Source organism: Citrobacter sp. MGH 55 (assembly GCF_016906145.1).
GTDB classification, from domain to species: Bacteria; Pseudomonadota; Gammaproteobacteria; order Enterobacterales; family Enterobacteriaceae; genus Citrobacter_A; species Citrobacter_A amalonaticus.
The window spans coordinates 3,438,557-3,463,294 of the sequence record NZ_CP070239.1; the positions used below are offsets into that span (position 1 = coordinate 3,438,557).

27 protein-coding genes and 1 tRNA gene are annotated in these 24,738 nt (G+C 52.4%); 17 read left to right on the plus strand and 11 right to left on the minus strand.

What is annotated here, in order from left to right; genetic code table 11:
• Positions 1-89 precede the first annotated feature (89 nt).
• From yeaR to JTI98_RS14035, 4 genes are all read left to right on the plus strand, one after another.
• The gene (gene yeaR, locus JTI98_RS14020) at positions 90-452 is read left to right on the plus strand and encodes a DUF1971 domain-containing protein YeaR (RefSeq protein ID WP_043000424.1); all 363 of its coding nucleotides are present in this window, start codon (positions 90-92) and stop codon (positions 450-452) included.
• A gap of 2 nt (positions 453-454) precedes the next feature.
• The gene (locus JTI98_RS14025; protein WP_012132688.1) at positions 455-637 is read left to right on the plus strand and encodes a DUF1869 domain-containing protein; all 183 of its coding nucleotides are present in this window, start codon (positions 455-457) and stop codon (positions 635-637) included.
• 253 nt (positions 638-890) lie between these two features.
• Positions 891-1,310: a translesion error-prone DNA polymerase V autoproteolytic subunit gene (locus JTI98_RS14030; protein WP_216081390.1), complete on the plus strand. Its 420-nt coding sequence runs from the start codon at positions 891-893 to the stop codon at positions 1,308-1,310.
• A 389-nt stretch (positions 1,311-1,699) separates the two neighbouring features.
• Entirely contained in the window at positions 1,700-2,965 is a 1,266-nt protein-coding gene (locus JTI98_RS14035) for a Y-family DNA polymerase (protein WP_216081391.1), read from the plus strand.
• A 64-nt stretch (positions 2,966-3,029) separates the two neighbouring features.
• Here the strand turns inward: JTI98_RS14035 and JTI98_RS14040 are convergent, their stop codons facing one another.
• Positions 3,030-3,866, minus strand: a complete 837-nt coding sequence (locus tag JTI98_RS14040; RefSeq protein WP_044257654.1) for an MBL fold metallo-hydrolase — start codon at positions 3,864-3,866, stop codon at positions 3,030-3,032.
• Positions 3,867-4,094: 228 nt separating this feature from the next.
• Between JTI98_RS14040 and JTI98_RS14045 the strand changes: the two genes are divergently transcribed.
• The 4 genes from JTI98_RS14045 to JTI98_RS14060 all read left to right on the plus strand — a co-directional run bounded on the left by JTI98_RS14045 (position 4,095) and on the right by JTI98_RS14060 (position 6,431).
• A complete protein-coding gene (locus tag JTI98_RS14045; RefSeq protein ID WP_044327687.1) occupies positions 4,095-4,484 on the plus strand; it encodes a RidA family protein in 390 nt (129 codons plus the stop codon).
• 31 nt (positions 4,485-4,515) lie between these two features.
• Complete coding sequence (locus JTI98_RS14050; RefSeq protein WP_044263727.1) at positions 4,516-5,496, plus strand: threo-3-hydroxy-L-aspartate ammonia-lyase; 981 nt, start codon at positions 4,516-4,518, stop codon at positions 5,494-5,496.
• Between the two features lie 52 nt (positions 5,497-5,548).
• Entirely contained in the window at positions 5,549-6,178 is a 630-nt protein-coding gene (locus JTI98_RS14055; RefSeq protein ID WP_043000430.1) for a transcriptional regulator, read from the plus strand.
• A gap of 178 nt (positions 6,179-6,356) precedes the next feature.
• Positions 6,357-6,431, plus strand: a tRNA-OTHER gene (locus JTI98_RS14060).
• Between the two features lie 59 nt (positions 6,432-6,490).
• Here JTI98_RS14060 and blaSED read toward each other — a convergent pair.
• Positions 6,491-7,375 (minus strand): SED family class A beta-lactamase, encoded by an 885-nt coding sequence (gene blaSED, locus JTI98_RS14065; protein WP_216081392.1) that lies wholly within the window; start codon positions 7,373-7,375, stop codon positions 6,491-6,493.
• Positions 7,376-7,566: 191 nt separating this feature from the next.
• On the opposite strand from blaSED, the gene JTI98_RS14070 reads away from it, so the two are divergent.
• Positions 7,567-8,427 (plus strand): LysR family transcriptional regulator, encoded by an 861-nt coding sequence (locus tag JTI98_RS14070; RefSeq protein ID WP_044327690.1) that lies wholly within the window; start codon positions 7,567-7,569, stop codon positions 8,425-8,427.
• Positions 8,428-8,456: 29 nt separating this feature from the next.
• Here the strand turns inward: JTI98_RS14070 and uspF are convergent, their stop codons facing one another.
• Entirely contained in the window at positions 8,457-8,885 is a 429-nt protein-coding gene (gene uspF / locus JTI98_RS14075) for a universal stress protein UspF (RefSeq protein WP_043000433.1), read from the minus strand.
• A gap of 165 nt (positions 8,886-9,050) precedes the next feature.
• Between uspF and zinT the strand changes: the two genes are divergently transcribed.
• Positions 9,051-9,701, plus strand: coding sequence for a metal-binding protein ZinT (gene zinT, locus JTI98_RS14080; RefSeq protein WP_044327691.1), 651 nt, complete (start codon positions 9,051-9,053; stop codon positions 9,699-9,701).
• 77 nt (positions 9,702-9,778) lie between these two features.
• A complete protein-coding gene (locus JTI98_RS14085) occupies positions 9,779-10,579 on the plus strand; it encodes an aminoglycoside adenylyltransferase family protein (protein ID WP_216081394.1) in 801 nt (266 codons plus the stop codon).
• A 104-nt stretch (positions 10,580-10,683) separates the two neighbouring features.
• On the opposite strand, the gene minE is transcribed toward JTI98_RS14085, so the two are convergent.
• The 3 genes from minE to minC are packed head-to-tail and all read right to left on the minus strand — an operon-like array spanning position 10,684 to position 12,497.
• Positions 10,684-10,950 (minus strand): cell division topological specificity factor MinE, encoded by a 267-nt coding sequence (gene minE, locus JTI98_RS14090; protein ID WP_043000436.1) that lies wholly within the window; start codon positions 10,948-10,950, stop codon positions 10,684-10,686.
• Positions 10,951-10,953: 3 nt separating this feature from the next.
• Positions 10,954-11,766 (minus strand): septum site-determining protein MinD, encoded by an 813-nt coding sequence (gene minD, locus JTI98_RS14095; protein WP_043000437.1) that lies wholly within the window; start codon positions 11,764-11,766, stop codon positions 10,954-10,956.
• A 23-nt stretch (positions 11,767-11,789) separates the two neighbouring features.
• Positions 11,790-12,497 (minus strand): septum site-determining protein MinC, encoded by a 708-nt coding sequence (gene minC / locus JTI98_RS14100; protein WP_090049212.1) that lies wholly within the window; start codon positions 12,495-12,497, stop codon positions 11,790-11,792.
• Positions 12,498-12,623: 126 nt separating this feature from the next.
• Between minC and JTI98_RS14105 the strand changes: the two genes are divergently transcribed.
• The 3 genes from JTI98_RS14105 (at position 12,624) to JTI98_RS14115 (ending at position 14,184) form a co-directional block, all read left to right on the plus strand.
• A complete protein-coding gene (locus JTI98_RS14105; RefSeq protein ID WP_216081395.1) occupies positions 12,624-12,917 on the plus strand; it encodes a YcgL domain-containing protein in 294 nt (97 codons plus the stop codon).
• 68 nt (positions 12,918-12,985) lie between these two features.
• A complete protein-coding gene (locus tag JTI98_RS14110; RefSeq protein WP_044327694.1) occupies positions 12,986-13,645 on the plus strand; it encodes a fumarylacetoacetate hydrolase family protein in 660 nt (219 codons plus the stop codon).
• Positions 13,646-13,737: 92 nt separating this feature from the next.
• A complete protein-coding gene (locus JTI98_RS14115) occupies positions 13,738-14,184 on the plus strand; it encodes a YcgN family cysteine cluster protein (RefSeq protein ID WP_216081396.1) in 447 nt (148 codons plus the stop codon).
• 223 nt (positions 14,185-14,407) lie between these two features.
• Here the strand turns inward: JTI98_RS14115 and dsbB are convergent, their stop codons facing one another.
• Both dsbB and nhaB read right to left on the minus strand, forming a co-directional pair.
• A complete protein-coding gene (gene dsbB / locus JTI98_RS14120) occupies positions 14,408-14,938 on the minus strand; it encodes a disulfide bond formation protein DsbB (protein WP_043000441.1) in 531 nt (176 codons plus the stop codon).
• 141 nt (positions 14,939-15,079) lie between these two features.
• Positions 15,080-16,624 carry a Na(+)/H(+) antiporter NhaB gene (gene nhaB / locus JTI98_RS14125; protein WP_043000442.1) on the minus strand — a complete coding sequence of 515 codons (1,545 nt, stop codon included), beginning with the start codon at positions 16,622-16,624 and terminating at the stop codon, positions 15,080-15,082.
• A gap of 222 nt (positions 16,625-16,846) precedes the next feature.
• On the opposite strand from nhaB, the gene fadR reads away from it, so the two are divergent.
• Complete coding sequence (gene fadR / locus JTI98_RS14130; RefSeq protein WP_042318544.1) at positions 16,847-17,566, plus strand: fatty acid metabolism transcriptional regulator FadR; 720 nt, start codon at positions 16,847-16,849, stop codon at positions 17,564-17,566.
• Between the two features lie 33 nt (positions 17,567-17,599).
• Here fadR and JTI98_RS14135 read toward each other — a convergent pair whose 3' ends face one another.
• On the minus strand, positions 17,600-19,132 hold the full coding sequence (locus JTI98_RS14135) for a SpoVR family protein (protein ID WP_043000443.1): 1,533 nt from the start codon (positions 19,130-19,132) through the stop codon (positions 17,600-17,602).
• Between the two features lie 328 nt (positions 19,133-19,460).
• Between JTI98_RS14135 and JTI98_RS14140 the strand changes: the two genes are divergently transcribed.
• Together JTI98_RS14140 and dadX are read left to right on the plus strand one after the other, a co-directional pair.
• Entirely contained in the window at positions 19,461-20,759 is a 1,299-nt protein-coding gene (locus tag JTI98_RS14140) for a D-amino acid dehydrogenase (protein WP_044257663.1), read from the plus strand.
• A gap of 12 nt (positions 20,760-20,771) precedes the next feature.
• Complete coding sequence (gene dadX, locus JTI98_RS14145) at positions 20,772-21,842, plus strand: catabolic alanine racemase DadX (protein ID WP_216081397.1); 1,071 nt, start codon at positions 20,772-20,774, stop codon at positions 21,840-21,842.
• 109 nt (positions 21,843-21,951) lie between these two features.
• Here dadX and JTI98_RS14150 read toward each other — a convergent pair whose 3' ends face one another.
• A complete protein-coding gene (locus tag JTI98_RS14150; RefSeq protein WP_043000446.1) occupies positions 21,952-23,688 on the minus strand; it encodes a potassium/proton antiporter in 1,737 nt (578 codons plus the stop codon).
• A gap of 97 nt (positions 23,689-23,785) precedes the next feature.
• Complete coding sequence (gene ldcA / locus JTI98_RS14155; RefSeq protein WP_216081398.1) at positions 23,786-24,700, minus strand: muramoyltetrapeptide carboxypeptidase; 915 nt, start codon at positions 24,698-24,700, stop codon at positions 23,786-23,788.
• Positions 24,701-24,738 lie beyond the last annotated feature (38 nt).

Consider the following 24,738-nt stretch of genomic DNA (forward strand, 5'->3'; position numbering starts at 1 on the left):
TGTATTTAAAATGCCAGTTATGAGGCGTAACCTTTCTGGAACAGCGGTTTACTCACAATCGCATCCTGCCGACTGGAAGAGGGAAGGACATGCTTCAGATTCCACAAAATCATATTCACACACGTGCCACGCCGTTCTGGAACAAAGAAACGGCACCTGCCGGAATTTTCGAACGCCACCTTGATAAAGGAACCCGACCGGGCGTTTATCCCCGTTTGTCGGTGATGCAGGGGGCGGTCAAATATCTCGGATATGCGGATGAACACAGTCCAGAAGCCGAAACAGTGATGATCATTGAAGCGGGCCAGTTTGGTGTGTTCCCACCGGAAAAGTGGCACAACATCGAAGTGATGAGCGATGACACCTATTTCAATATCGACTTTTTCGTCGCGCCAGAGGTACTGATGGAAAGCGCGAATCAACGAAAAGTCATTCATACCGGGAAGAAATAATCATGGGCAAAGCAACCTATACCGTCACTGTGACGAACAACAGTAATGGCGTCTCTGTCGATTACGAAACCGAAGCGCCAATGACTTTACTGGTGCCTGACGTCGCCGCTGAAGTGGTGAAAGATCTCGTCAATACCGTGCGTTCCTACGATACGGAAAATGAGCACGACGTCTGCGGCTGGTAAGTCACGCTATGCAGAGAGGAAACCGGCTGTCATCGCCGGTTTTTTTTCGCTTTCCGGAAATGCTCCCTCATACCCGTCCTGAAACGGCGGACGTCGTCACCCAGCGCAAAAATTTACAAACCGTATATTTGTAGGATCAATAAATGCTTACGCACAATGTGGCGACGCTTTGCGCAGCGGCGTTTTGCCAATGACTTGATCCCTGTCGGAGTTGAAATTACTGTATATAAAAACAGTATTAAAGGTGTGCATTATGACGTTGTACAGACCTGCGGAATGGCATGAAGTCATTACCTTTCCACTTTTCAGCGATCGGGTTCCATGCGGATTCCCCAGTCCGGCGGCCGATTACGTTGAGCAGAGTATCGATCTCAACAAATTACTTGTTCAGCATCCCAGTTCGACTTATTTCGTCAGGGCTGCTGGCGACTCGATGATCGATGTGGGGATCGGCGACGGCGATCTGCTGGTGGTGGACAGTTCACGTACTGCCAGCCACGGAGATATCGTGATTGCGGCGGTGGAGAGGGAATTCACGGTGAAGCGGTTGCAGTTGCGACCTACCGTTCAGCTTAACCCTATGAACAGCGCCTATTCTCCCATCATCATCGGCAGTGAGGACGCCCTGGCGATTTTTGGCGTCGTGACATTTATTGTAAAGGCGGTGAGTTAACTATTGCTGCGTATTGTTCGTCCCCCTGACGTTGCAAACCGTACACGGCTGATTTCTTTGTGATTCCCCGGTGGCCTTAAGTGGTATCCCAATGGCAGGCAGGTTAATTACTCATTAACCTGCCTGTTTTGTGAGCAGACATACCCACTTCGGTTTACGTTGTTACGGAGAGGAACGGAGATATCCGGCTGACGTAGGGATACGGCATGCGAACAAACCTGATTAACAACGTCATGTCACTCACCCACAGGGTTATGCACCGTTTCTGTGGATAACCGACCACGTTTTCAGGCAGAACAATCCACTAAAAAAGCGCCAGAATTTTGCTTGCAAGTTAAAAAATATCTTAAATAATACTGTATATAAATACAGTTATTGTGGGGTGTGACGTGTTTGCGTTATGCGATGTGAATTCATTTTATGCGTCCTGTGAGACGGTGTTTCGGCCCGATCTGAAAGGCAAACCGGTTGTTGTGCTGTCAAATAACGATGGTTGCGTGATTTCCCGTAGTCCCGAAGCGAAACCGTGGGTGGTCATGGGAGCGCCCTATTTCAAGCAAAAAGAGGCGTTCCGGCGTCATGGGGTGGTGTGTTTCAGTTCGAATTATGAACTCTACGGTGACATGAGCAATCGGGTCATGTCGACGCTCGAAGCGCTATCACCACGCGTTGAAATTTACAGTATCGACGAGGCCTTTTGCGATTTGACGGGAGTCCGAAACTGTCGGGATCTCACGGATTTTGGCAAAGAGATCCGCGACACGGTCTTAAAGCGGACACATCTGACGCTCGGCGTGGGGATTGCACAGACAAAAACGCTGGCCAAGCTGGCCAACCACGCGGCGAAGAAGTGGCCGCAGCAGACGGGTGGTGTTGTGGATCTGTCGAATCTCGAACGGCAGCGAAAACTGATGGCGGCTCTGCCGGTTGATGAGGTGTGGGGCGTTGGTCGTCGTATCAGTAAAAAGCTGACCGCGATGGGCATAAAAACGGTACTCGATCTGGCGGATACGCACATCGCGGTGATACGCAAGCACTTCAATGTCGTACTGGAAAGAACCGTGCGAGAGTTACGCGGTGAGCCTTGCCTGGCGCTTGAGGAGTTTGCGCCCGCGAAGCAGGAGATTGTTTTCAGTCGCTCATTCGGCGAGCGCATTACGGAATACGAACAGATGCGCCAGGCGATTTGTGCTTATGCGACGCGCGCGGCGGAGAAGCTCCGGAGTGAGCATCAGTATTGCCGGTTCATTTCGACATTTGTGAAAACGTCGCCGTTTGCGCCGAATGAAACCTGGTACGGCAATAGCGCGTCCGTAAAACTGCTGACACCGACACAGGACAGCCGGGACATCATCAGCGCAGCCACGCGATGCCTGGACGCTATCTGGAAAGAGGGGCATCGTTATCAGAAGGCTGGAGTCATGCTCGGTGATTTTTTCAGTCAGGGCGTGGCGCAACTCAATCTGTTCGATGATAACGCACCGCGTCCCGGCAGCGAGAAGTTGATGGAAGTTCTGGATACGCTCAATACCAAACAGGGAAGGGGAACGCTGTACTTTGCCGGGCAGGGGATTCAGCCACCATGGCAGTTGAGACGGCAGATGCTTTCTCCGCGCTACACCACGCGTTTTTCCGATCTGCTGGTGGTCAGGTGATCGTCGCTGCAGGTATGAATCATCGGGAGACAGAAAACACGGTCTCCCTTCATATAATCTGCTCCTACATGGGGAAAGTCAGCGTGAGTCCCACGCCCGTTTCTTTGAGATCCACATAACGGGACAGATGGATTTTTGCGGCAAGATCGGTGCAATGGCTGGGATAAAGCGTAGTAGCCGACAATGCGCTAAGATATTTCCCGGTTTCCGAGAGTAAGGATTCATCAGCATTAAGGAGATGAAAGCCGCCTATAACGGAAGCAATTTTCGATTCTCCAGTGACTGATTTTGCGTGCTCAATAATATTACAAATCCCGGCGTGGGAACATCCGGTGACAATCACCAGTCCATCCTTTGTCTTAATTGCCATTGCACTATCATCAATCACGTAATCAGCCGTTAACTCACCATCATGATTATGTGTGTGGCCTACCGGATTTTGCGCTTCAAAATGGTTAAGGCGGGGGATTTGCCCTAAAAAAGTGATGTCTTCGGATAATTTCAGGGGTTGTGTGGAACTGACGATATTAAAGAAGTAATCAAAACAAAGGGCATTATGGTTCATCCCAATGGGTTTCGACTCATAAAATTTAGGCGTAAATGCGGCGGGGTGGGCGATGATATCGACTTTCTTTGCTGGAGATGATGGAAGTCTGTCGTAATGCTGGAATAAATGGTTTAACCCCCAGGTGTGATCGTTATGTCCATGTGATAATACAATTTTATCAATGTGCGTAAGATCGATATCCAGGATCTGTGCATTTTTTAAAAAAATATCAGAATAGCCAACGTCAAAAAGAAGTTTTAAGCCTGAGCATTCAATGTAATAGCAAACGCCAGGTTCTCCGGTCAAATACCTGTCAATGTAAGTATTGTTATCTACCAGTATGGTTAATTTCATCACTCCGCATCCCATTCGGATTCACTATATCGATTGAGGCCATTATCGAACCTTTTGATTTTCTGACGCAAATCATAACCGTGATCTCTGTCGCATAAGCGAGGAGCGGAAACGGCGGACGTCAAAACAAGGGGTAGTCGCACAGCGCAATGTGATGTATAAACGATTTATACAAAAAGTATAAATTAATACATTATGTATTATTGATGGAACGCAGGAGAGATGCACATGCACCCGGATATCAGATTGAACACAACGTCCCATGGGCTTCCTCCCGCTGGACACTACTCGGCGAGCGTGACAGCAGGAGGATTTGTTTTTATCTCAGGGCAACTGCCAATCACCCCGCATGGTGAGAAAAAGGCGGGGGCGTCTTTTGAGGAACAGACCAGACAAGTACTGGAAAATGTCGATGCCTGTCTGAAGGGGGCCGGTGTCTCCCGTCAGCATCTGGTTTCCGTACGTGTCTATGTGACAGATATCAACCAATGGCCGACGTTTAACGACATTTACGCCGAATGGATTGGCGATTTCCGTCCATCTCGTGTCGTTGCTGGGGTGGCAGAACTGCATTATGGTTCTGCCTTAGAAGTAGAAGCACTCGCGCTGGCGCAATAAGCCCGACGCTTAACGCTATACAGGTGAAAAAATGGTTGAGATTACACTCCCGGAATATGCTGAGGTTGCCGCCGCCGCAGGGCGTATTGAAGGATATGCAAACAAGACGCCGGTGATGACCTCCCGGACCGTCAATGCGGAATTTGGCGCTGACGTTTTCTTTAAATGTGAAAACCTACAGCGTATGGGAGCCTTTAAGTTTCGTGGGGCGATGAATGCATTACGCCAGTTTACGCCGGAACAACGTGCTGCTGGCGTGGTGACATTTTCTTCCGGAAACCATGCTCAGGCGATAGCGCTGTCAGCTAAATTGCTGGGTATTCCGGCGACAATCATCATGCCTCATGATGCGCCAGCCGCGAAAGTAGCGGCAACCAAAGGGTATGGTGGCAATGTTGTTATGTACGATCGCTATACGGAAGATCGTGAACAGATTGGCCGTGAACTGGCTGAGAAACAGGGGCTGACGCTCATCCCTCCCTACGATCATCCGCATGTTATCGCCGGTCAGGGCACGGCCACCAAAGAGTTAATTGAAGAGGTTGGCCCGCTGGATGTTCTTTTTGTCTGTCTGGGGGGCGGTGGTTTACTTTCAGGTTCAGCACTGGCCGCCCGGCAACTCTCGCCAGATTGCATAATTTATGGCGTGGAGCCTGAAGCCGGTAACGACGGGCAGCAGTCTTTTCGAAGCGGAAAAATCGTTCACATCGATACGCCAAAAACGATTGCTGATGGTGCACAGACGCAACATCTGGGACACTATACGTTCCCTCTGATTCAAAAATACGTCAATGATATTCTGACCGTTTCAGACGATGAATTAATTGCTTCGATGAGGTTTATGGCCGAGCGTATGAAAATCGTCGCAGAACCCACGGGCTGTCTTGGCTTTGCAGCGGCAAGGGCGAGAAAAGCAGAACTCAGCGGGAAAAAAGTCGGCATTATCATCAGCGGCGGCAATGTGGATATCGCGCGCTACGGTGAGTTTCTGGCCGGGAAATCCGTTTCGTGAGGCTGTAAACGGATAGCAATAATGACAACGGGCATCACTGTGGGAGACCGGCATGCCAAAAAACGACGAGAATTCGCTTCTCAGCCAACTTGACACTATCGCGAAGGGATTAAGCGAAACGTTTTCTCCTTTTTGCGAAGTGGTTGTTCATGACCTCAAGGATCCTGAGCATGCGATTATGTCGATACATAATAATTTATCCGGTCGTGAGGCGGGACAACCGGCGACGGAACTCGGGCTGGCAAGGATTGCCTCTCCGGATTTTCCTGAAATTATTGCGAACTACGGCAATCAGTTTGCTGATGGCCGTCCGGTAAAGAGTACGTCTATTGGCATTAAGGATGAAAAGGGTAATTACGTCGCCGCATTATGCCTTAATGTCGATATGACGCTTTTTCGGGGGATGCAAAGCGCGCTGGCGCGTTTTACCGAAACAGAGAGTTCACCGGTGCGTGAACATCTTGACCCCGGGAGCACTGAAGTCATTCGCCAGCGCATCGATGACTTTGCCGCGAAACGCGCCACCACGGCGCGCGCGCTTAAAACGGAAGACAGAAAGGTTCTGATCCAACAGTTACGCAAAGAGGGATTGCTGAATGTGCGTAAATCCATGGATACGGTGGCACAGCATTTAGGGGTGTCCCGGGCGACAGCCTACCTTTATGCGCGCCAGTCTGGGTGAATTCGCCAGTGTGCGATATATCATCTCTTATACATTGCTCAGCATGAATAATGAGCAAACGAACGGTAATAATAAGGGAAAGTCATCCACATCTATTGCAGGGGTAATTTGAGTTATGTATTATCTCGCCCGGTTCTGATAATGAGTAGATTCTCAATCGGAAATAAAAACCGGCAGACCGCCATTAGCTCATCTGGAAGAGCGAACGACTTTTGTTGTAGGGAACGGGGTTCGAGGCCTCGATGGCGGCCCAAATTTGAAGGCCCAGACATCTGTCTGGGCCTTTTTGCTTTCTTTGCTTACCCGCCGGGCTTAAAGCCCTTCCGTCACAATCTTTGCAGCGGCGGCCAGAATATCTTTACGCCCTTTGGCATCCTGCTGTGGCTGTGTAAAGTAGGTGACGAGGATCAGCGGCGCACGATCTTCAGGCCAGATCACCGCGATATCATTGGTTGTGCCGTAATCACCGCCTCCGGTTTTATCGCCAACCACCCACCCTTCAGGGAGTCCGGCACGAATGCTCTGACCGCCGGTCGTATTGCCTTTCAACCATTCGACAAGCTGTGCACGCTGTGCGCCAGCCAGCGCATCGCTCAGCGTCAGTTTGTGCAGGCTTTTCGCCATCGCCAGCGGCGAGGTCGTGTCGCGCTCATCGCCAGGGATGGCGGTGTTCAGCTCGGGTTCTTTCCGGTCCAGACGAAACGTCGTGTCGCCAATTGAGCGGGCAAAAGCCGTGACGTTACTGGTACCGCCCAGGTGCTCAAGTAATTTATTCATTGCCGTATTATCGCTGTATTGCAGCGTGGCAGCGCTTAGCTCCGCTAATGTCATCTCTTTATCGACATATTTTTCCGTCACCGGATTCCAGTTCGTCAGATCGGCTTTTTTGATAACCATTTTCTGCTGCAAAATATCGTGCTGAGTTTCACTCTGTTTTAATACCGCGGCAGCGACCATCGTCTTACTGGTACTGCACATGGCAAAGCGCTCATCACCGCGATAAAGAATTTGCGAACGATCGGCGGTATTAATCAGCGCAACGCCCAGTCGGCCACCCGATTGTTTTTCTAATGCTGCCAGCTTTTGTTGGACCTGTGTGGGCTCCCCCTGCGTGCGAGCCAAAAGCGGTGAACTGGCAGTAAAGAAAGCGAGCACGGCGGCAATAAGTACCGTCTGACGACCTCGTTTTTTAAACATAAATAACACCCTTGATAATCAGTAAATTGATCAATGCACGCACTTTATTTTTCCGCTCAAACAGACAAAAGAAGAAAGAGAATTAAAGGCGCATGATGTGTTTGCGATGCCAGAACTATCCGCTCTCTGCGCTTGCTTAACAAGCGAGAAGAATTTACCCTGGGATAAAGAAAATCTTATGAGTCTTTATTATGCGCTCTAATCTTCCGCTTAATGCCCTACGGGCCTTTGAGGCTTCGGCTCGCCATTTGAGTTTTACTCGTGCGGCGCTGGAACTTTGTGTCACGCAGGCCGCCGTCAGCCAGCAGGTACGTATCCTGGAAGATCGCCTGAACAGAGTGCTGTTTAAACGTCTGCCCAGAGGGCTGGAGATGACGGATGAGGCGCAGGCACTGTTTGCCGTCCTGACCGACGCCTTTGGTCAAATCGACACCATTTTTCGTCAGTTTGAGGGTGGGGAATATCGTGAAGTGCTCACGGTTGCTGCTGTCGGTACCTTTGCCGTTGGCTGGTTACTGCCGCGCATTGAACAATTCCGGCAGGCGCATCCGTTCGTTGAGTTACGCCTGCGTACAAATAATAACGTTGTGAATCTGGCGGCTGAGGGACTGGATTTTGCCATCCGCTTTGGCAATGGCTTGTGGCCCGCCACCCATAACGAAATGCTGTTTGAGGCTCCGCTGACTGTCCTGTGTACGCCAGAAACGGCCCAACGACTCAGGCGGCCAGCCGATCTCTTGCAAGAGAATCTTCTGCGTTCATATCGGGTAGATGAGTGGGATAACTGGTTTGCTGCAGCAGGCGTGACGGCAGAGCGGATCAATGGTGCTGTTTTTGACTCCTCACGTCTGATGGTTGAAACGGTTATCCATACCGGCGGTGCGGCACTGGTTCCGGCAGTGATGTTTGCCAGAGAACTGGCGGCCGGACAACTCGTTCGCCCCTTTGACATTGAGATCCAAATGGGCGGTTACTGGCTCACCCATCTGAAGTCGAAACCGATGACGCCCGCGATGGAAATCTTCCGCGACTGGATCGTGAAAATGGCATAAACGGGAGCCAGCAGGCTCCCGTTTGCGGCTCAGCGAACGACCAGCACCGGACAGTGCGCGTGACGCACAACGGCGGCGGCGGTAGAACCTAACAGATATGTTGAAATACCGGGCTGGTGTGACGCGATGATCACCAGGTCAGCACTGACGGTATCCGCCAGCTTCAGGATCTGATCCTTCGGGGGGCCGTATACGACATGCGTCTGTACCCGTCCTTCAGGGATATCGAATTGCTTCACAATCTCGTTGAGTTTTTGTAATGCCTTCGTCTGCAGTCCATTTTTATCCGGGAGTTCGCCAGAGTAGGCGAGCCCCAGGGATGCATAAAAGGGGACTGAGGGAATGACTGACAGAAAATGGACTTTTGCCGTTTTGGCGTGGATTTTGACCTGAGGAATAAGCTGCCGGGTGAGATCGGCTTCTGAGATATCAATGGGCACCAGAACAGAACGATACATAGTCATTACCTCCTGTTTTTTGTCTCCGGTTTTAGTATATCGAATCTGGTTTTTGCATAAAAAGTGACCAGATCAAGTTTCCTTCATTTACGCGCAACAATGTTGAAAAAATTGTATTGTTATAATATAACATTTCATCTTGTTCATTTGATTGAGGGTACGACGTTGGCAATTCATTGGAAAAAATTATCTGTTTCTCTGGGAATGTTGTGGTTCAGCAGTTATGCCTTCGCCCATGGCGATCACGCGCATGGTGTGCCGTTGACGGAGATGGAACAGAAAGCAGCGGAAGGCGAATTTGCGGATAGCAATGTTAAGGACAGGGCGCTTACCGACTGGGATGGCATGTGGCAATCCGTTTATCCTTATCTGGTCAGCGGTGAGCTGGATCCGGTTTTCAAACAGAAGGCGGCAAAGGATAAGGGGAAAACGGCGGAAGAGGTGAAAGCCTATTACCGGAAAGGCTATGCGACGGAAGTCGACACCATTGGTATCGAAAATGGCGTGATGGAGTTTCATACCGGTAAGCAGGTGACCTCCTGCCAGTATGACTATGCCGGGTACAAGATCCTGACCTACACCTCAGGTAAAAAAGGGGTGCGTTATCTGTTTGAATGCAAAGACGCAAACAGTAAAGCGCCGAAGTTTGTGCAGTTCAGCGATCATATTATTGCGCCGCGGGCGTCGAGCCACTTCCATATTTTTATGGGCAATACCTCACAGCAGGCGCTACTGGAAGAGATGGATAACTGGCCAACCTACTATCCTTATCAACTCAAGGCGCAGGCCGTGGTGGACGAAATGCTGCACCACTAAATTCAGTCTCAGCCCGTTGCTTGTCAGCGGGCTTCCTGCCGCGCTAAGGTGGCACCTGACATGATGACGGTGAGGTGATGACATTGAAGATTCCGGATACCCTTCGGAAACAACTGGAAAAGGCGACGACCATTATTGAACGGATCTTTGAAGAGGATCTGTTGGCCATTCACCTGTACGGATCTGCCGTTGAAGGTGGGTTAAAACCTCACAGCGACATTGATTTGCTGGTCACCACGCGTGTGCCGCTGACGACGGCACAGCGAGAAGCGCTGATGCAGGAACTCCTGTCGGTGTCAGCCTGGCCTGGTACGTCGACGCTCTGGCGGGCGCTTGAGGTGACGGTTGTGGTGCATACCGATGTGGTGCCCTGGCGTTTTCCTCCCCGACGGGAAATGCAGTTTGGCGAGTGGTTGCGCGAGGATATTCACGCCGGGAAGTATGAACCCGCACAGCAGGATAGCGATCTGGCGATTTTATTGACTCAGGCGCGTAGTGCCAGCATGGCTTTAACCGGCGAGCGTGCGGATTTGCTTTTTGAGCCGGTCCCGGAAAACGACATTCGGGAGACGTTCCGTCAGACGCTGACGCTCTGGCAGGACAACGGTGATTTACAGGGCGACGAGCGCAATATCGTGTTGACCCTGGCGCGCATCTGGTACAGCGTGGCGACAGGCGGTTTTACTGCGAAAGACAGCGCGGCAGACTGGTTAATGCCTTATCTCCCGGACGAGCACGCTTCTCTACTTGCGACCGCGCGGCTCGACTATCTGGGACAGGTAAGCGTTGACTGGACAGAGATAATGCCGGCCGTCTCGCGCTTTGTCAGCTATGCAAAAGCAAAAATAGCTGAACAGTTATCGCTCGTGGATAAGTGATGCCATATTTCAGGCATCGTGATTGTCGCAACAGAAAAATGGCTGATAATAAAAAAGGCAGATTGCTCTGCCTTTTTTTACCAGGAATTATCTGAGTAGAGCGTTTATTTCAACTCTTCAGCTTCCGGCAATGTAACGTTAAGTTCGAGAATGGAAATATCGCCGTCCTTTTGTTCAAGCTGAACGGTGACCATTTCCGGATCAATTTGTACATACTTACAAATGACCTCAAGAATATCTTTACGCAACTGCGGTAAATAATGCGGTTCAGCGTCACTACGACGACGCTCAGCAACGATAATCTGCAATCGCTCTTTCGCGATGTTCGCTGTACTCTTTTTCCGCGAGAGAAAAAAATCCAGTAATGCCATAACTTATCCTCCGAACAGGCGTTTGAGGAAACCTTTCTTCTCTTCGTCAATGAAGCGGAAAGGACGTTCTTCTCCCAACAGACGGTCTACCGTATCGGCATACGCTTTACCTGCGTCTGCATTGATGTCCAGAATGACCGGTTCGCCCTGGTTAGAGGCGCGCAGAACAGACTGATCTTCCGGGATAACTCCGACGAGTTTAATGCGCAGGATCTCCAGCACATCTTCCATACTGAGCATGTCGCCACGGTTAACACGGCCTGGGTTGTAGCGCGTCAACAGCAGATGTTCTTTAATCGGATCTTCACCGTTTTCGGCACGGCGCGATTTAGACGCCAGAATACCCAGGATACGGTCAGAGTCGCGTACCGAGGAGACTTCCGGGTTGGTGGTGATAATCGCTTCGTCAGCGAAATAGAGCGCCATTAGCGCGCCGGTTTCAATCCCCGCAGGGGAGTCGCAAACGATAAACTCGAAATCCATTGCTTTCAGATCGTCGAGAACCTTTGCCACGCCTTCACGCGTTAATGCGTCTTTATCGCGCGTCTGAGAGGCCGGAAGAATAAAGAGATTCTCAGTGCGCTTGTCCTTGATGAGCGCCTGATTGAGTGAAGCATCACCCTGAATGACGTTGACGAAATCATAAACAACCCGACGCTCACACCCCATAATCAGATCGAGGTTACGCAGGCCGATATCAAAATCAATAACGACAGTTTTCTTTCCCTTCTGGGCCAAACCAGTAGCGATGGCCGCGCTGGAGGTGGTCTTGCCAACGCCCCCTTTACCCGAAGTAACTACAATAATGCGTGCCATAGAAATTCCTTGTTAAAAAGGGATCAATTCAACGGTTGAACTGTCAAAGCGTTATCTGCTAACTGCAGACGCGCCGCTTTGCCATAAAATTCTGCTGGGATTTTATCACTCAGCCAGTAAACACCTGCGATAGACACCAGTTCTGCCGTCAGATGGGTACAAAAAATTTGCGCATCCCGGTCACCACTTGCCCCTGCCAGCGCGCGACCTCTCATCATGCCATAGACATGAATATTGCCATCGGCGATCAGCTCAGCGCCAGCACTGACGTGACTTGTAACAATCAGATCACATTGTGGTGCATAAATGCGTTGACCGGAACGAACGGGTATATCAATAAATCGCGTTTTTGTGACGGGAGTAGCGTTTTGCACTACAACGGCGGGAGCAATGGGTTCAGCCGGAGCGGAACGCGCCATTTTCTCTTTACCTTCAGTGAGTAAAGGAAGGCCCATTTTGTCGATTTCAGCTTTGAGCCGGGCATCTTTACAACCGCTGACGCCAACAATACGCAATCCCGTCGACGCCACCACCTTCTGCAACTGCGGCCAGTTTACCGGCGCATCAAGGCTACTGACATTCACTACCACAGGAGCATGTTTTAAAAAAGCAGGAGCCTGAGCGATTTTGTCTTCTAACGCCTGACGAATAACCTCGGGTTCTGCTTCATGTAAATGAACCACTGATAAGGTGAAGCTACTGCCTTTAAGTTCGATGGGCGTGTTTGACATCCTGGCCTTACTCAATTTGCTATTTATCATCCCCGATGTGGAGTGATATTCCGAAGTCCAGAAGGCATGTTATAGTCACTATTATATTGAGGCAAGTCGCCATCCGTTTAATTCAGAGTAAAATGTATGTTTTGTGTGATCTACAGAAGTGCTCAGCGTGACCAGACCTATTTGTATGTCGAAAAAAAAGACGATTTCTCACGTGTGCCTGAAGAACTGATGAAAGGATTTGGTCAACCACAGCTGGCAATGATATTGCCGTTAGATGGTAGCAAAAAGTTAGTCAACGCCTCGCTGGATAAAGTAAAACAAGCCTTAACGGAGCAGGGATATTATTTACAACTGCCTCCGCCGCCCGAAGATTTATTGAAGCAACATCGTTTCAACGCCTCACAAAACAATCCAGAAACCGATAAATAAACGGTACCCGGCGTCATACCTGTCGGTGCCATTCCTGAAGTCAACGATGACAAATTAGGGGAAAATGAATGTATCAACATCATAACTGGCAGGGTGCGCTGCTTGATTACCCGGTAAGCAAAGTGGTGTGCGTGGGGAGCAACTACGCCAACCACATCAAGGAAATGGGCAGCGTCACGCCGGATGAGCCGGTGCTGTTTATCAAGCCGGAAACCGCCCTGTGCGATTTGCGCCAGCCGCTGGTCATTCCGACGGATATGGGCTCGGTGCACCATGAAGTCGAACTGGCGGTATTGATCGGCGCGACGCTGCGTCAGGCGACCGAAGAGCATGTTCGTAAGGCTATCGCTGGATATGGCGTGGCGCTCGATCTGACGCTGCGTGATATCCAGGGCAAAATGAAGAAAGCCGGGCAGCCCTGGGAGAAGGCAAAAGGATTCGATAATTCATGCCCGTTATCCGGATTCATTCCGGTCGCAGAATTTAACGGCGATCCGCAGGCGACGCCGCTGGGTCTGACGGTCAATGGCGAGGTTCGCCAGCAGGGTACAACGGCGGATATGATCCATAAAATCGTCCCCTTAATCGCCTATATGAGCAAATTCTTTACCCTCAAAGCGGGTGACGTCGTGCTGACCGGCACCCCGGAAGGCGTCGGACCGCTCGCCAGCGGCGACGAGCTGGTGGTCAATTTTAACGGTCACTCCCTTACAACCCGTGTCCTGTAACGCCTGCTTGCCGCCTTTTTAGGCGGCAAAACTTGCATCAACGTGCCAGACTGGTTATAAGGTGCAGCTTTATAGCAATGGCGGATACCCTGATGAGCGATTTACCTTTCTGGCAACGTAAAACCCTGGATGAAATGACCGATGCCGAATGGGAGTCGTTATGTGATGGCTGCGGTCAGTGCTGCCTGCATAAGCTGATGGACGAGGATACCGACGAGATTTATTTCACCAACGTCGCCTGCCGCCAGCTCAACATCAAAACCTGCCAGTGTCGCAATTACGAACGTCGGTTCGAGTACGAGCCTGACTGTATCAAGCTAACGCGTGATAACCTGCCCACCTTTGAATGGTTGCCGATGACCTGCGCCTATCGTCTGCTGGCGGAAGGGAAAGGACTGCCTGAATGGCACCCGCTGCTGACGGGGTCGAAAGCGGCAATGCACGGCGAGCGAATTTCGGTGCGTCACATTGCGGTAAGAGAGTCAGAAGTCCATGACTGGCAGGACCATATTCTCAACAAACCGTCATGGGGGGACTAAACCGCCCGGTCTGATTTCAGGCTAACGACAAAAAAAACGCTCCCGGTTGGGAGCGTCAGACTGCTGACAAATAAGGAAAAAACGTGGTTTTTCCTTCTTTGTGGTTATCAGCTGAAAATCAATGAATTGATTTTCCTGGTTTTTAATGAGGTGATCTTTGCTTGTCCGGTATCGGGATGAAATAAGTCATCGCTCTCACGCTCCCGGTTGGGAGCGTCTGAGATTAACGACCGAACAGATCGCGTCTTTTCGGTTTAAGCGGCTGAGCAATCAGCACCAGAACCGCGACGACCAGATAGGCAACGAAAATGCCTAATAGCCATTGCGGCATTTCCAGAGATAAAAATTCCCACTGACGCTCGGCGCAATCACCAGAGGCGACAAACACCTGTGGTAACCATTTGTCCAGTGGCAACCAGGCAGGGAAGCGAGCCATGAAATCACAGGTCATGAACGGGGAAGGGTGTAACTGAATCATGGTATGTTCCCATGTCAGTTGAACCCCACGCCAGGCACTGTAGATCCAGATAATCAACGCCACATAGCGCAACGGTGTTTTAGGCGCAATAGCCCCAACCAGACCGGCCCCCATGACGCCAAACAGCGCACAGCGTTCGTAGATGCACAGTACGCACGGCTTAAGCAGCATAACGTGCTGAAACCACAGCGCGACCAGTTCAAGCGCTAAGGCAGTAAAAGCCATCAATAACCACGCGCCCCGACCCCGTGAGCACTGGTTCAAATATCGCAACATAATAATTTCCCTGCAACATGCGTAGACACGGCAGTGTAAACCAATTCGATTACCGCGCCACCAGGAGAAACTCAAATATTGTGTAATTGGAGAAATATCACGCAAAAAGGCAAACCGGGCAGTGAAATGCCCGGTTAGTTGTTATGAAAGTGTAGCTAACCAACCGGTTTGCATCATCCACTCGGTCATTGGCGTCAGGGTAAACTCGACGCACAGCAGGCCGACCAGCGTCAGCACGATGGTATAGGGCAGCGCCATCCAGACCATCCGACCATAGGAGAGGCGAATCAGCGGTGCCAGTGCGGAGGTGAGCAGGAACAGGAATGCCGCCTGACCGTTCGGCGTCGCCACGGATGGCAGGTTTGTCCCGGTGTTGATCGCAACGGCTAACAGCTCGTATTGCTGCAGGGAGATCGCACCACTTTCCATGGCCGCTTTGGCCTCGTTAATGTAGATAGTACCGACGAAAACATTATCCGAGATCGACGAGAGCAGGCCGTTGAAGAGATAGAACAGCGTCAGTTGCGCGTGCTCTGAGGCTTGCAATACGTACTGAATAATCGGCGAAAAGAGATGCTGGTCGATAATCACCGCGACAATGGAGAAAAAGACCGTCAGCAGCGCGGTGAATGGCAGAGATTCGGTGAACGCCTTGCCAATGGCATGTTCATCCGTCACGCCGGTCAGCGACGTTGCGAGGATAATCACGGAGAGGCCAATCAGTCCCACTTCCGCCAGATGCAGCGCCAGGGCAATCACCAGCCAGACGCCGATAATCGCCTGCACAATCAGTTTTACTCTGTCCTGACGTGAACGCTGATGGCGGCTCTGATCGTCAAACTGCTGCAAGACGTCACGCACTTTTTCCGGCAGTGTTTCGCCATAGCCAAACCAGCGCAGTTTCTCAACCAGTACACAGGTGAGCAGGCCGCAAATCAGTACCGGAACGGTAACAGGCGACATCCGCAGGAAGAAGTCGCCAAAGTGCCAGCCAGCGGCTTTGGCGATGATCAGGTTCTGCGGCTCGCCCACCATCGTCATCACGCCGCCCAGAGCGGTACCCACCCCGGCATGCATCATCAGACTGCGCAAAAAGCCGCGGAATTGCTCAAGCACTGTTTTGTAGTGTTGATCAATGTGACTGTCATCCAGGATGTCGCTATCATCACCGCGGGAAGAGGCCACGCGGTGATAAATGCCGTAGAACCCGACGGCGACGCTGATCACTACCGCTACCACGGTCAGTGCGTCAAGGAAGGCGGAAAGGAAGGCCGCCGCCACACAAAACGCCAGCGACAGCAGCATTTTAGAACGAATGCTCAGCAGCAGCCGGGTAAAAATAAACAGCAACAGCTGCTTCATAAAATAGATGCCCGCGACCATGAACATCAGCAGCAGTAAAACTTCCAGATTGTTTGCCACCTCTTCGCGAACATGCGCGGCGCTGGTCATCCCGATGATAACTGCTTCAATGGCTAACAAACCGCCCGGTAGCAGTGGATAACACTTCAGCGCCATCGCCAGCGTGAAGATGAATTCCGCCACCAACAACCAGCCCGCAACAAACGGGTTGATGATGAAAATCAGTGGATTAACTATCAGGAAGATCAGTAGCGCAAGCTTGTACCAGTCTGGCGACTGGCCTAAAAAGTTGCGCCAGAGCGCGCGGCCCCATGAGAGTTCCATTATGGTTTCCCTTACCTTATTTATTGAAATGATGTTTTTATGGTTAGCGACAAAGAGTAACGGTCAGTCTGAATACAGGCAAGCCTTTCACCCCAGACAGCCAGCGTTATCAAGAAAATGAAGCCTTGATCCACTTTTTCTTCGTTGTGTCTCCTATCGGGCATGTAACCCGTCTGGTATGATGAGTGTAACTATGTTTTGCTGTGTAATGGAAATCTCACTATGGTCATTAAGGCGCAGAGCCCGGCGGGTTTCGCGGAAGAGTACATCATTGAAAGTATCTGGAATAACCGCTTCCCTCCTGGCACTATCTTGCCTGCAGAACGAGAACTCTCCGAACTGATTGGGGTGACACGTACCACTTTACGTGAAGTGCTGCAGCGCCTGGCGCGAGACGGTTGGTTGACCATTCAGCATGGCAAACCGACGAAGGTGAATAATTTCTGGGAAACCTCCGGACTGAATATTCTTGAAACGCTGGCGCGTCTCGATCACGAAAGCGTCCCGCAGTTGATCGACAATCTGCTGTCGGTGCGGACCAACATCTCCACCATCTTCATTCGTACCGCGTTTCGTCAGCATCCTGACAAAGCGCAGGAAGTGCTGGCGACCGCGCAGGAAGTGGCCGATCACGCCGATGCGTTTGCCGATCTCGATTACAACATTTTCCGTGGTCTGGCATTTGCCTCCGGCAACCCGATTTATGGTCTGATCCTGAACGGCATGAAAGGGTTGTATACCCGCATTGGTCGTCACTATTTTGCCAATCCGGAAGCGCGCAGCCTGGCGCTGGGTTTCTACCATAAGCTGTCGCAACTGTGCCTGCAGGGCGCGCACGATCAGGTGTACGAAACGGTGCGTCGTTACGGTCACGACAGCGGCGAGATTTGGCACCGGATGCAGAAAAACCTGCCTGGCGATTTAGCCATTCAGGGCCGCTAAAAACGAACCCCCTCACGATGAGGGGGTTTTTGTTTACAGGCTGTTCATTCTGGGGGGGCAGCGCTCCAGCAGTTCCACGCTTCCGTCCTCGTTTTGCTGTTCCAGCAACACATCAAATCCCCACAGCCGATGCACATGCTTGAGCACCTCTTTGCGGCCTTTATCCAGCGGCGCGCGATTATGCGGAATATAGCGCAGGGTGAGGGAACGATCGCCCCGCAGATCCACGTTCCAGACCTGAATATTCGGCTCTACGTTGCTCAGATTATATTGCGACGAGAGGCGGTTGCGGATTTCGCGGTAGCCTTCTTCGTTATGAATGGCAGAGATTTCCAGATAGTTATGCCGATCGTCATCCAGCACCGTAAAGAGGCGAAAATCGCGCATCACCTTCGGCGACAGGAACTGGCTGATGAAGCTCTCATCTTTGAAGTCGCGCATGGCAAAATGCAGCGTTTCCAGCCAGTCGGAACCGGCGATATCCGGGAACCAGTACTTATCTTCTTCCGTCGGCGACTGGCAGATGCGCTTGATGTCCTGGAACATAGCGAAACCCAGTGCGTAAGGGTTTATGCCGCTGTACCACGGGCTGTTATAAGGCGGCTGGAATACCACATTGGTATGGCTGTGTAAAAACTCCAGCATAAAACGTTCGGTGACTTTCCCCTCGTCATACAGGTGGTTCAGGATGGTGTAATGCCAGAACGTGGCCCAGCCCTCGTTCATCACCTGCGTCTGTTTTTGCGGATAAAAATACTGACTGACTTTGCGCACGATGCGCAGGATCTCGCGTTGCCATGACTCCAGCAGCGGGGCATTTTTTTCCATAAAGTAGAGCAGATTTTCCTGCGGTTCTGAGGGATAGCGCCGCGCTTCGGCAATCGTCTTCTCTTCCTCTTTTTTCGGCAGGGTACGCCACAGCATGTTCACCTGGCTTTGCAGATACTCTTCACGACTCTGCTGGCGGGCCTTCTCCTCCTGGAGGGAGATTTTCTGCGGGCGTTTATAGCGATCAACGCCGTAGTTCATCAGCGCGTGGCAGGAGTCGAGCAATCGCTCAACCTCGTCCACGCCGTATCGCTCTTCGCACTGAGTGATGTAATTACGCGCGAAGATCAGGTAATCAACAATGGAGCTGGCATCAGTCCAGCTGCGGAACAGATAGTTATTTTTGAAGAAGGAGTTATGTCCGTAACAGGCGTGCGCCATCACCAGCGCCTGCATGGTAATGGTGTTCTCCTCCATCAGGTATGCAATACACGGGTTGGAGTTGATCACAATCTCATAGGCCAGCCCTTGCTGACCGTGCTTGTACAGTCGTTCGGTCTCGATGAATTTTTTACCAAACGACCAGTGAGGATAGTTAATCGGCATTCCGACGCTGGAATATGCATCCATCATCTGCTCGGAGGTGATGACCTCAATCTGGTGCGGGTAGGTATCCAGTCTGTAGAGTTTCGCCACCCGGTCTATTTCCGCCAGATAGACATCCAGCAGATCAAACGTCCAGTCGGGTCCATCGCTCAAGCGTGTGGTGTCCTTGTTCATGGAATCAATCGTAGCCATTCGCGCACCCTCATTGTTGGCGGCACTCTCTGTGTGGAGCACCTCATTTCAAGCATAGAACACCCGGTTAAAAACCGTGTCAGTGAAGAAATATTTTCTTTGCGATTTCCGCTGGTCGACTCGCCAGATTACGGGGTGGTCACGATATTTTCTGCTGGATAAAAATAACCCACAGCATGAGATGCCAAAGCAGGGAGTTCATTGCTCTGCCTGCTATATGTGAGATGTGTCACCATAAAAAAGCCATATGTTGAATAATATTTTCATCTGGGTTATCAAGATGTAATTAGATGATTGTTCTTTTACTGTTACTGTTAACGGAGTGGCTATGCGAGTTGTCATACTGGGAAGTGGCGTCGTTGGCGTGACCAGCGCCTGGTATCTGAGTCAGGCTGGACATGATGTTACCGTCATCGATCGTGAACCCGGCCCGGCGCTGGAGACCAGCGCGGCGAATGCGGGGCAGATCTCTCCGGGCTATGCCGCGCCCTGGGCTGCGCCGGGTGTACCGCTGAAAGCGATTAAATGGATGTTCCAGCGCCATGCGCCGCTGGCCGTTCGTCTTGACGGGACACAGTTCCAGCTAAAGTGGATGTGGCAGATGCTGCGCAACTGCGACACCAGCCACTACATGGAAAACAAAGGGCGGATGGTACGTCTGGCGGAATACAGCCGTGATTGCCTGAAAGCGCTACGTGCGTCGACCGGTATCCAGTATGAAGGGCGGCAGGGCGGGACGCTGCAACTGTTCCGTACCGCGCAGCAGTATGAGAACGCCACGCGCGACATCGCCGTGCTGGAAGACGCCGGTGTGCCGTATCAGTTGTTGGAAGCCAGTCGACTGGCGGAAGTCGAGCCGGCGCTGGCGGAAGTGGCGCACAAACTGACCGGCGGCTTGCGTCTGCCGAATGACGAAACCGGCGACTGCCAGCTCTTTACCCAGCGTCTGGCGCAGATGGCCGAACAGGCGGGCGTCAAATTCCGCTTCAACACACCGGTGGATAAACTGCTCTGCGAAGGCGAACAGATTTACGGCGTGAAATGTGGGGATGAGATCGTTAAAGCCGATGCGTACGTAATGGCGATGGGGTCTTACTCCACGGCGATGCTGAAAGGGATTGTCGATATTCCGGTCTATCCGCTGAAAGGCTATTCGCTGACGATTCCGGTGGCGGAAGAGGACGGCGCGCCGGTTTCGACTATTCTTGATGAAACTTACAAAATCGCCATTACCCGTTTTGACCAGCGCATCCGCGTGGGGGGGATGGCGGAAATTGTCGGTTTCAATACCGAACTGCTCCAGCCGCGTCGGGAAACGCTTGAGATGGTGGTGCGCGATCTCTACCCGCGCGGGGGGCATGTTGAGCAGGCGACATTCTGGACCGGTCTGCGGCCAATGACGCCGGACGGTACGCCCGTTGTGGGACGTACCCGCTTCAAAAATCTGTTGTTAAATACCGGACACGGTACGCTGGGATGGACGATGGCCTGTGGTTCAGGGCAGTTGCTGAGCGATATATTGTCAGGTCGCACGCCCGCCATTCCGTATGACGATTTGAGCGTGGCGCGCTACCACGCAGGCTTTACGCCTTCACGTCCCCAACATCTGCACGGCGCACATAACTAAGAAGGACGAGAGATGACCCGCCCTATACTGGCCAGCCTTGACCTGCAGGCGATGAAACAAAACCTGAGCATTGTGCGTCAGGCCGCACCGGACGCCCGCGTCTGGTCAGTGGTGAAAGCCAATGCTTATGGACACGGCATAGAACGTATCTGGAGTGCGCTGGGCAACACCGACGGTTTTGCCCTGTTGAATCTGGAAGAGGCGGTCACCCTGCGTGAGCGCGGCTGGAAAGGGCCGATCCTGATGCTGGAAGGTTTTTTCCACGCTGAAGATCTGGAACGGTATGACACCTGGCGTCTGACCACCTGCGTGCACAGCAACTGGCAGCTCAAAGCGATCCAGAATGCGAAGCTTAAGGCGCCGCTGGATGTCTATGTGAAGGTTAACAGCGGCATGAACCGCCTGGGATTCCAGCCGGAACGGCTGCAAACCGTCTGGCAGCAACTGCGCGCGATGCCGAACGTCGGTGAAATGACGCTGATGTCGCATTTTGCCGACGCTGAGCACCCTGACGGGATCCACAATGCAATGGCGCGCATCGAGCAGGCTGCGGAAGGGCTGGATTGCCGGCGTTCGCTGTCAAACTCCGCGGCCACGCTGTGGCATCCTGATGCACATTTTGACTGGGTACGCCCGGGCATTATTCTCTATGGCGCTTCGCCGTCAGGTCAGTGGCGCGATATCGCCAATACCGGACTGAAGCCAGTGATGACGCTGAGCAGCGAAATCATTGGTGTACAGACACTAAAAGCGGGAGACCGCGTCGGCTATGGCGGATGTTATACCGCCAGAGGCGAGCAACGTATTGGTATCGTGGCGGCTGGCTATGCGGATGGCTATCCGCGCCATGCGCCGAGCGGCACGCCGGTGCTGGTGGACGGTGTCCGGACCACGACGGTGGGAACAGTGTCAATGGATATGTTGGCGGTGGATTTGACGCCATGCCCGCAGGCGGGCATCGGAACGCCGGTGGAGCTGTGGGGCAAAGAGATCAAAATTGACGACGTGGCGCAATCAGCTGGAACGGTGGGTTATGAGCTGATGTGTTCGCTGGCGTTGCGCGTTCCTGTTGTGACGGTGTAACTTTTTTGGTATTGCCGGATGCCGGCGCGATGCGCCTGATCCGGCCTACAGCACACGCTACGCGGCGTCTCAGTAGGCCAGATAAGCGCAGCGCCTTCCGGTAGAGTCACTATTCTTCGTCTTCATCCCCGGCAACGCGGACACCGACTTTGCGCACCTGATTATCCTCTTTTTCGGCAACCGTCCAGATCATCCCGGCAAATTCGACCTGGTCGCCGACGACCGGGGCGGCACCCAGCAGTTGCTGAACAATTTCACCCAGCGTTTGCTGCTTATCGCGGTACTCCGTTCCGTCATCCAGACCATAAATCAGCGCCACATCGGCATACTTGGCGTTGGCTTCGAGAATAAAGTCGCCGAAGAAGCGCTGATCCAGCGCCACCGGCGGCGACTGGCTGAACAATTTGCCCAGCGCCGGGAGATCGCGTTCACGCCCGATGACGCACAGCACATCGCCTTCACGCAGACGAGTGCTGCCGGTGGGATGAAACAGCACATTGTCACGAAACAGCGCCGCAATACGCGTTTCCTGAGGCATATGCAGATCGCGCAGCGCCGCGCCGACACACCATTTGTCGGCACTGAGCTGATAGACAAACTGCTCCCACGGATTGTCCGGATGAATATCCAGACCCACGCGCGAGACCGGCCAACCGACCGGTGGTACCACCACCTTCGCCTTTTTCGCCGCCCAGGAGAGCGACGTCCCCTGCAAAACCAGTGACACCAGCACCACGAAGAAAGCGACGTTAAAGAACAGACGGGCATTTTCCAGACCCGCCATCATCGGAAAGACAGCAAGAATGATCGGTACCGCGCCGCGCAGACCCACCCAGCTAATAAACACGCGTTCACGCAGATTAAAACCGCGGAACGGTAGCAGTCCGATAAATACAGAGAGTGGACGGGCAATGAAAATCATCCCGGCGGAAAGAATCAGCGCCGGAATAGCGATTGGCAACAGGTCAGAAGGATTCACCAGCAGTCCGAGCACAAGGAACATGCCGATCTGTGCCAGCCAGGCCAGTCCGTCGAAGTTTTGCAAAATGCCGTAGCGGTTGCGGATAGGGCGATTGCCCAGTAAAAAACCGCACAGATAGACCGCCAGGATCCCGCTGCCTTCCAGCGCCGTGGTCAGGGCAAACACCAGAATCCCGCCGCTCAGAGCTAATAGCGGGTAGAGTCCGGCGGGCAGAGAGATACGATTAATCATCTGCTGTAACAGATAGCCGCCGCCCAGCCCAAGCAGGATGCCCAGACCAAACTGCTGAATAATGTGGACAGCGAACATCCAGCTTAAGCCGGTTTCGTGTTGCTGAATCATCTCGATCAGCGTAATGGTCAGAAATACCGCCATCGGGTCATTACTGCCGGATTCAATTTCCAGCGTCGCGCCGACACGCTCGTTCAGCCCCTTGCCGCCAAGCAGGGAAAAAACCGCCGCCGCATCCGTTGAACCGACAATGGCGCCAATCAACAGACCCTGAATCAGATCGAGATTAAACAGCCAGGCGGCAATCATACCGGTTAACCCGGAGGTGATCAGGACGCCAACGGTCGCCAGAGAAAGCGCCGGGCCCAGCGCGACGCGAAACGAACTGGCCTGCGTGCGCATCCCGCCATCGAGCAGAATAATCGCCAGCGCAAGGTTACTGACCATATAGGCGAAGGGATAATTATCGAACGGGATGCCGCCGACGCCATCGACGCCCGCCAGCATGCCAATGGCCAGGAAGATAACCAGAATCGGAATGCCAAGGCGTGATGAAAATGAACTGAGTAAGATACTGCTGGTAACGAGGACGGACCCCAAAATGAAAAGACTGATTATTGCCGCGGCGTCCAACGTTCGATTACTCCTCAATCAGGAATTTTTTGGTGCATTGACATTATCATATTAACGGCTACATCCGGGCGTTACTTAGTCCTGCAGCCGTTTTTTTTTATGATTTCAGAAAGGGATGACCCGAGATCGTCAGTTGCGTACCGTTTTGACTGTTTTGCAATACGGCATGCGCGCCCAACGCCAGCGTAACGGTTCGCGGCTCATGACCAAAATCGAGTCCAGTTATCAGGGGAATAGAGAGGCGTTCACGTAAAAACGCATACACGGTGTTAAGATCGTAACCGGCATCATACTCATTCGGGGTGCTACCGCTGAAACTGCCCAGCACAATGGCGCTCTGCCGGTTCAATATACCGGCGTCAACCAACTGCAATAACATGCGCTCAACGCGAAAAGGGTGCTCGTTAATGTCTTCCAGTACCAGAATGCCGTTTTCTATTTTGGGCATCCACGGGGTACCGATGAGCGAAATCAGCATCGCCAGATTACCCCCCCACAGCGTTCCTTGCGTGTGATAGGCCGGACCATCGCCTTGCCATTCCACCGTGTACTGCGCGTGACGCAATGCCTGCCAGAAATGGGTTTGCGTAAAGGTATTCAGCTCCGGCGCGCCAACGTTCGCCGCCAGCATTGGACCACTGAAAGTGATGACATTGCCCAGCGCCAGCAGACCGCACTGGATCGCCGTAAAATCACTGTGTCCGCAAATAAGCAGCGGATCCCGCTGTTGTCGGGCGGCAAGGGCCTGCCAGTCGATGTGTTGCAGTAGACGGCTCGCTCCATAGCCACCGCGCACCGGCATGACGATGGTGTCCGGCGCGGTGAGATGCACAAGGTCGTTCACGTCCGCCAGACGCTCCGAATCCGTACCCGCAAAGCGTTGATGGCGACGACTGACCACCGCCGTATTATCGACCTGATGCCCGGCCTCTTTAAGGCGCTGGATACCAAGTAAAGCCGCGTGCTGATTGATGCAGTAGCCCGAGGGGGCAATTAAGTGAAACCGGGACATGGCAATTCCTTGCTACAACAGAAACCAAATGTATATCA

Excerpts from the sequence above, each read along its gene's own strand:
- minD (WP_043000437.1), bottom strand. The coding sequence starts at position 11,766 with ATGGCACGCATTATTGTAGTTACTTCGGGTAAAGGGGGCGTTGGCAAG.
- minE (WP_043000436.1), bottom strand. The coding sequence starts at position 10,950 with ATGGCATTACTGGATTTTTTTCTCTCGCGGAAAAAGAGTACAGCGAAC.
- JTI98_RS14050 (WP_044263727.1), top strand. The coding sequence starts at position 4,516 with ATGGTTGAGATTACACTCCCGGAATATGCTGAGGTTGCCGCCGCCGCA.
- uspF (WP_043000433.1), bottom strand. The coding sequence starts at position 8,885 with ATGTATCGTTCTGTTCTGGTGCCCATTGATATCTCAGAAGCCGATCTC.
- JTI98_RS14140 (WP_044257663.1), top strand. The coding sequence starts at position 19,461 with ATGCGAGTTGTCATACTGGGAAGTGGCGTCGTTGGCGTGACCAGCGCC.
- JTI98_RS14070 (WP_044327690.1), top strand. The coding sequence starts at position 7,567 with ATGCGCTCTAATCTTCCGCTTAATGCCCTACGGGCCTTTGAGGCTTCG.
- JTI98_RS14110 (WP_044327694.1), top strand. The coding sequence starts at position 12,986 with ATGTATCAACATCATAACTGGCAGGGTGCGCTGCTTGATTACCCGGTA.
- JTI98_RS14055 (WP_043000430.1), top strand. The coding sequence starts at position 5,549 with ATGCCAAAAAACGACGAGAATTCGCTTCTCAGCCAACTTGACACTATC.
- fadR (WP_042318544.1), top strand. The coding sequence starts at position 16,847 with ATGGTCATTAAGGCGCAGAGCCCGGCGGGTTTCGCGGAAGAGTACATC.
- JTI98_RS14105 (WP_216081395.1), top strand. The coding sequence starts at position 12,624 with ATGTTTTGTGTGATCTACAGAAGTGCTCAGCGTGACCAGACCTATTTG.
- yeaR (WP_043000424.1), top strand. The coding sequence starts at position 90 with ATGCTTCAGATTCCACAAAATCATATTCACACACGTGCCACGCCGTTC.
- blaSED (WP_216081392.1), bottom strand. The coding sequence starts at position 7,375 with ATGTTTAAAAAACGAGGTCGTCAGACGGTACTTATTGCCGCCGTGCTC.
- ldcA (WP_216081398.1), bottom strand. The coding sequence starts at position 24,700 with ATGTCCCGGTTTCACTTAATTGCCCCCTCGGGCTACTGCATCAATCAG.
- nhaB (WP_043000442.1), bottom strand. The coding sequence starts at position 16,624 with ATGGAACTCTCATGGGGCCGCGCGCTCTGGCGCAACTTTTTAGGCCAG.
- JTI98_RS14040 (WP_044257654.1), bottom strand. The coding sequence starts at position 3,866 with ATGAAATTAACCATACTGGTAGATAACAATACTTACATTGACAGGTAT.
- JTI98_RS14135 (WP_043000443.1), bottom strand. The coding sequence starts at position 19,132 with ATGGCTACGATTGATTCCATGAACAAGGACACCACACGCTTGAGCGAT.
- JTI98_RS14025 (WP_012132688.1), top strand. The coding sequence starts at position 455 with ATGGGCAAAGCAACCTATACCGTCACTGTGACGAACAACAGTAATGGC.
- JTI98_RS14030 (WP_216081390.1), top strand. The coding sequence starts at position 891 with ATGACGTTGTACAGACCTGCGGAATGGCATGAAGTCATTACCTTTCCA.
- JTI98_RS14045 (WP_044327687.1), top strand. The coding sequence starts at position 4,095 with ATGCACCCGGATATCAGATTGAACACAACGTCCCATGGGCTTCCTCCC.
- JTI98_RS14085 (WP_216081394.1), top strand. The coding sequence starts at position 9,779 with ATGACATTGAAGATTCCGGATACCCTTCGGAAACAACTGGAAAAGGCG.
- minC (WP_090049212.1), bottom strand. The coding sequence starts at position 12,497 with ATGTCAAACACGCCCATCGAACTTAAAGGCAGTAGCTTCACCTTATCA.
- dadX (WP_216081397.1), top strand. The coding sequence starts at position 20,772 with ATGACCCGCCCTATACTGGCCAGCCTTGACCTGCAGGCGATGAAACAA.
- JTI98_RS14115 (WP_216081396.1), top strand. The coding sequence starts at position 13,738 with ATGAGCGATTTACCTTTCTGGCAACGTAAAACCCTGGATGAAATGACC.
- dsbB (WP_043000441.1), bottom strand. The coding sequence starts at position 14,938 with ATGTTGCGATATTTGAACCAGTGCTCACGGGGTCGGGGCGCGTGGTTA.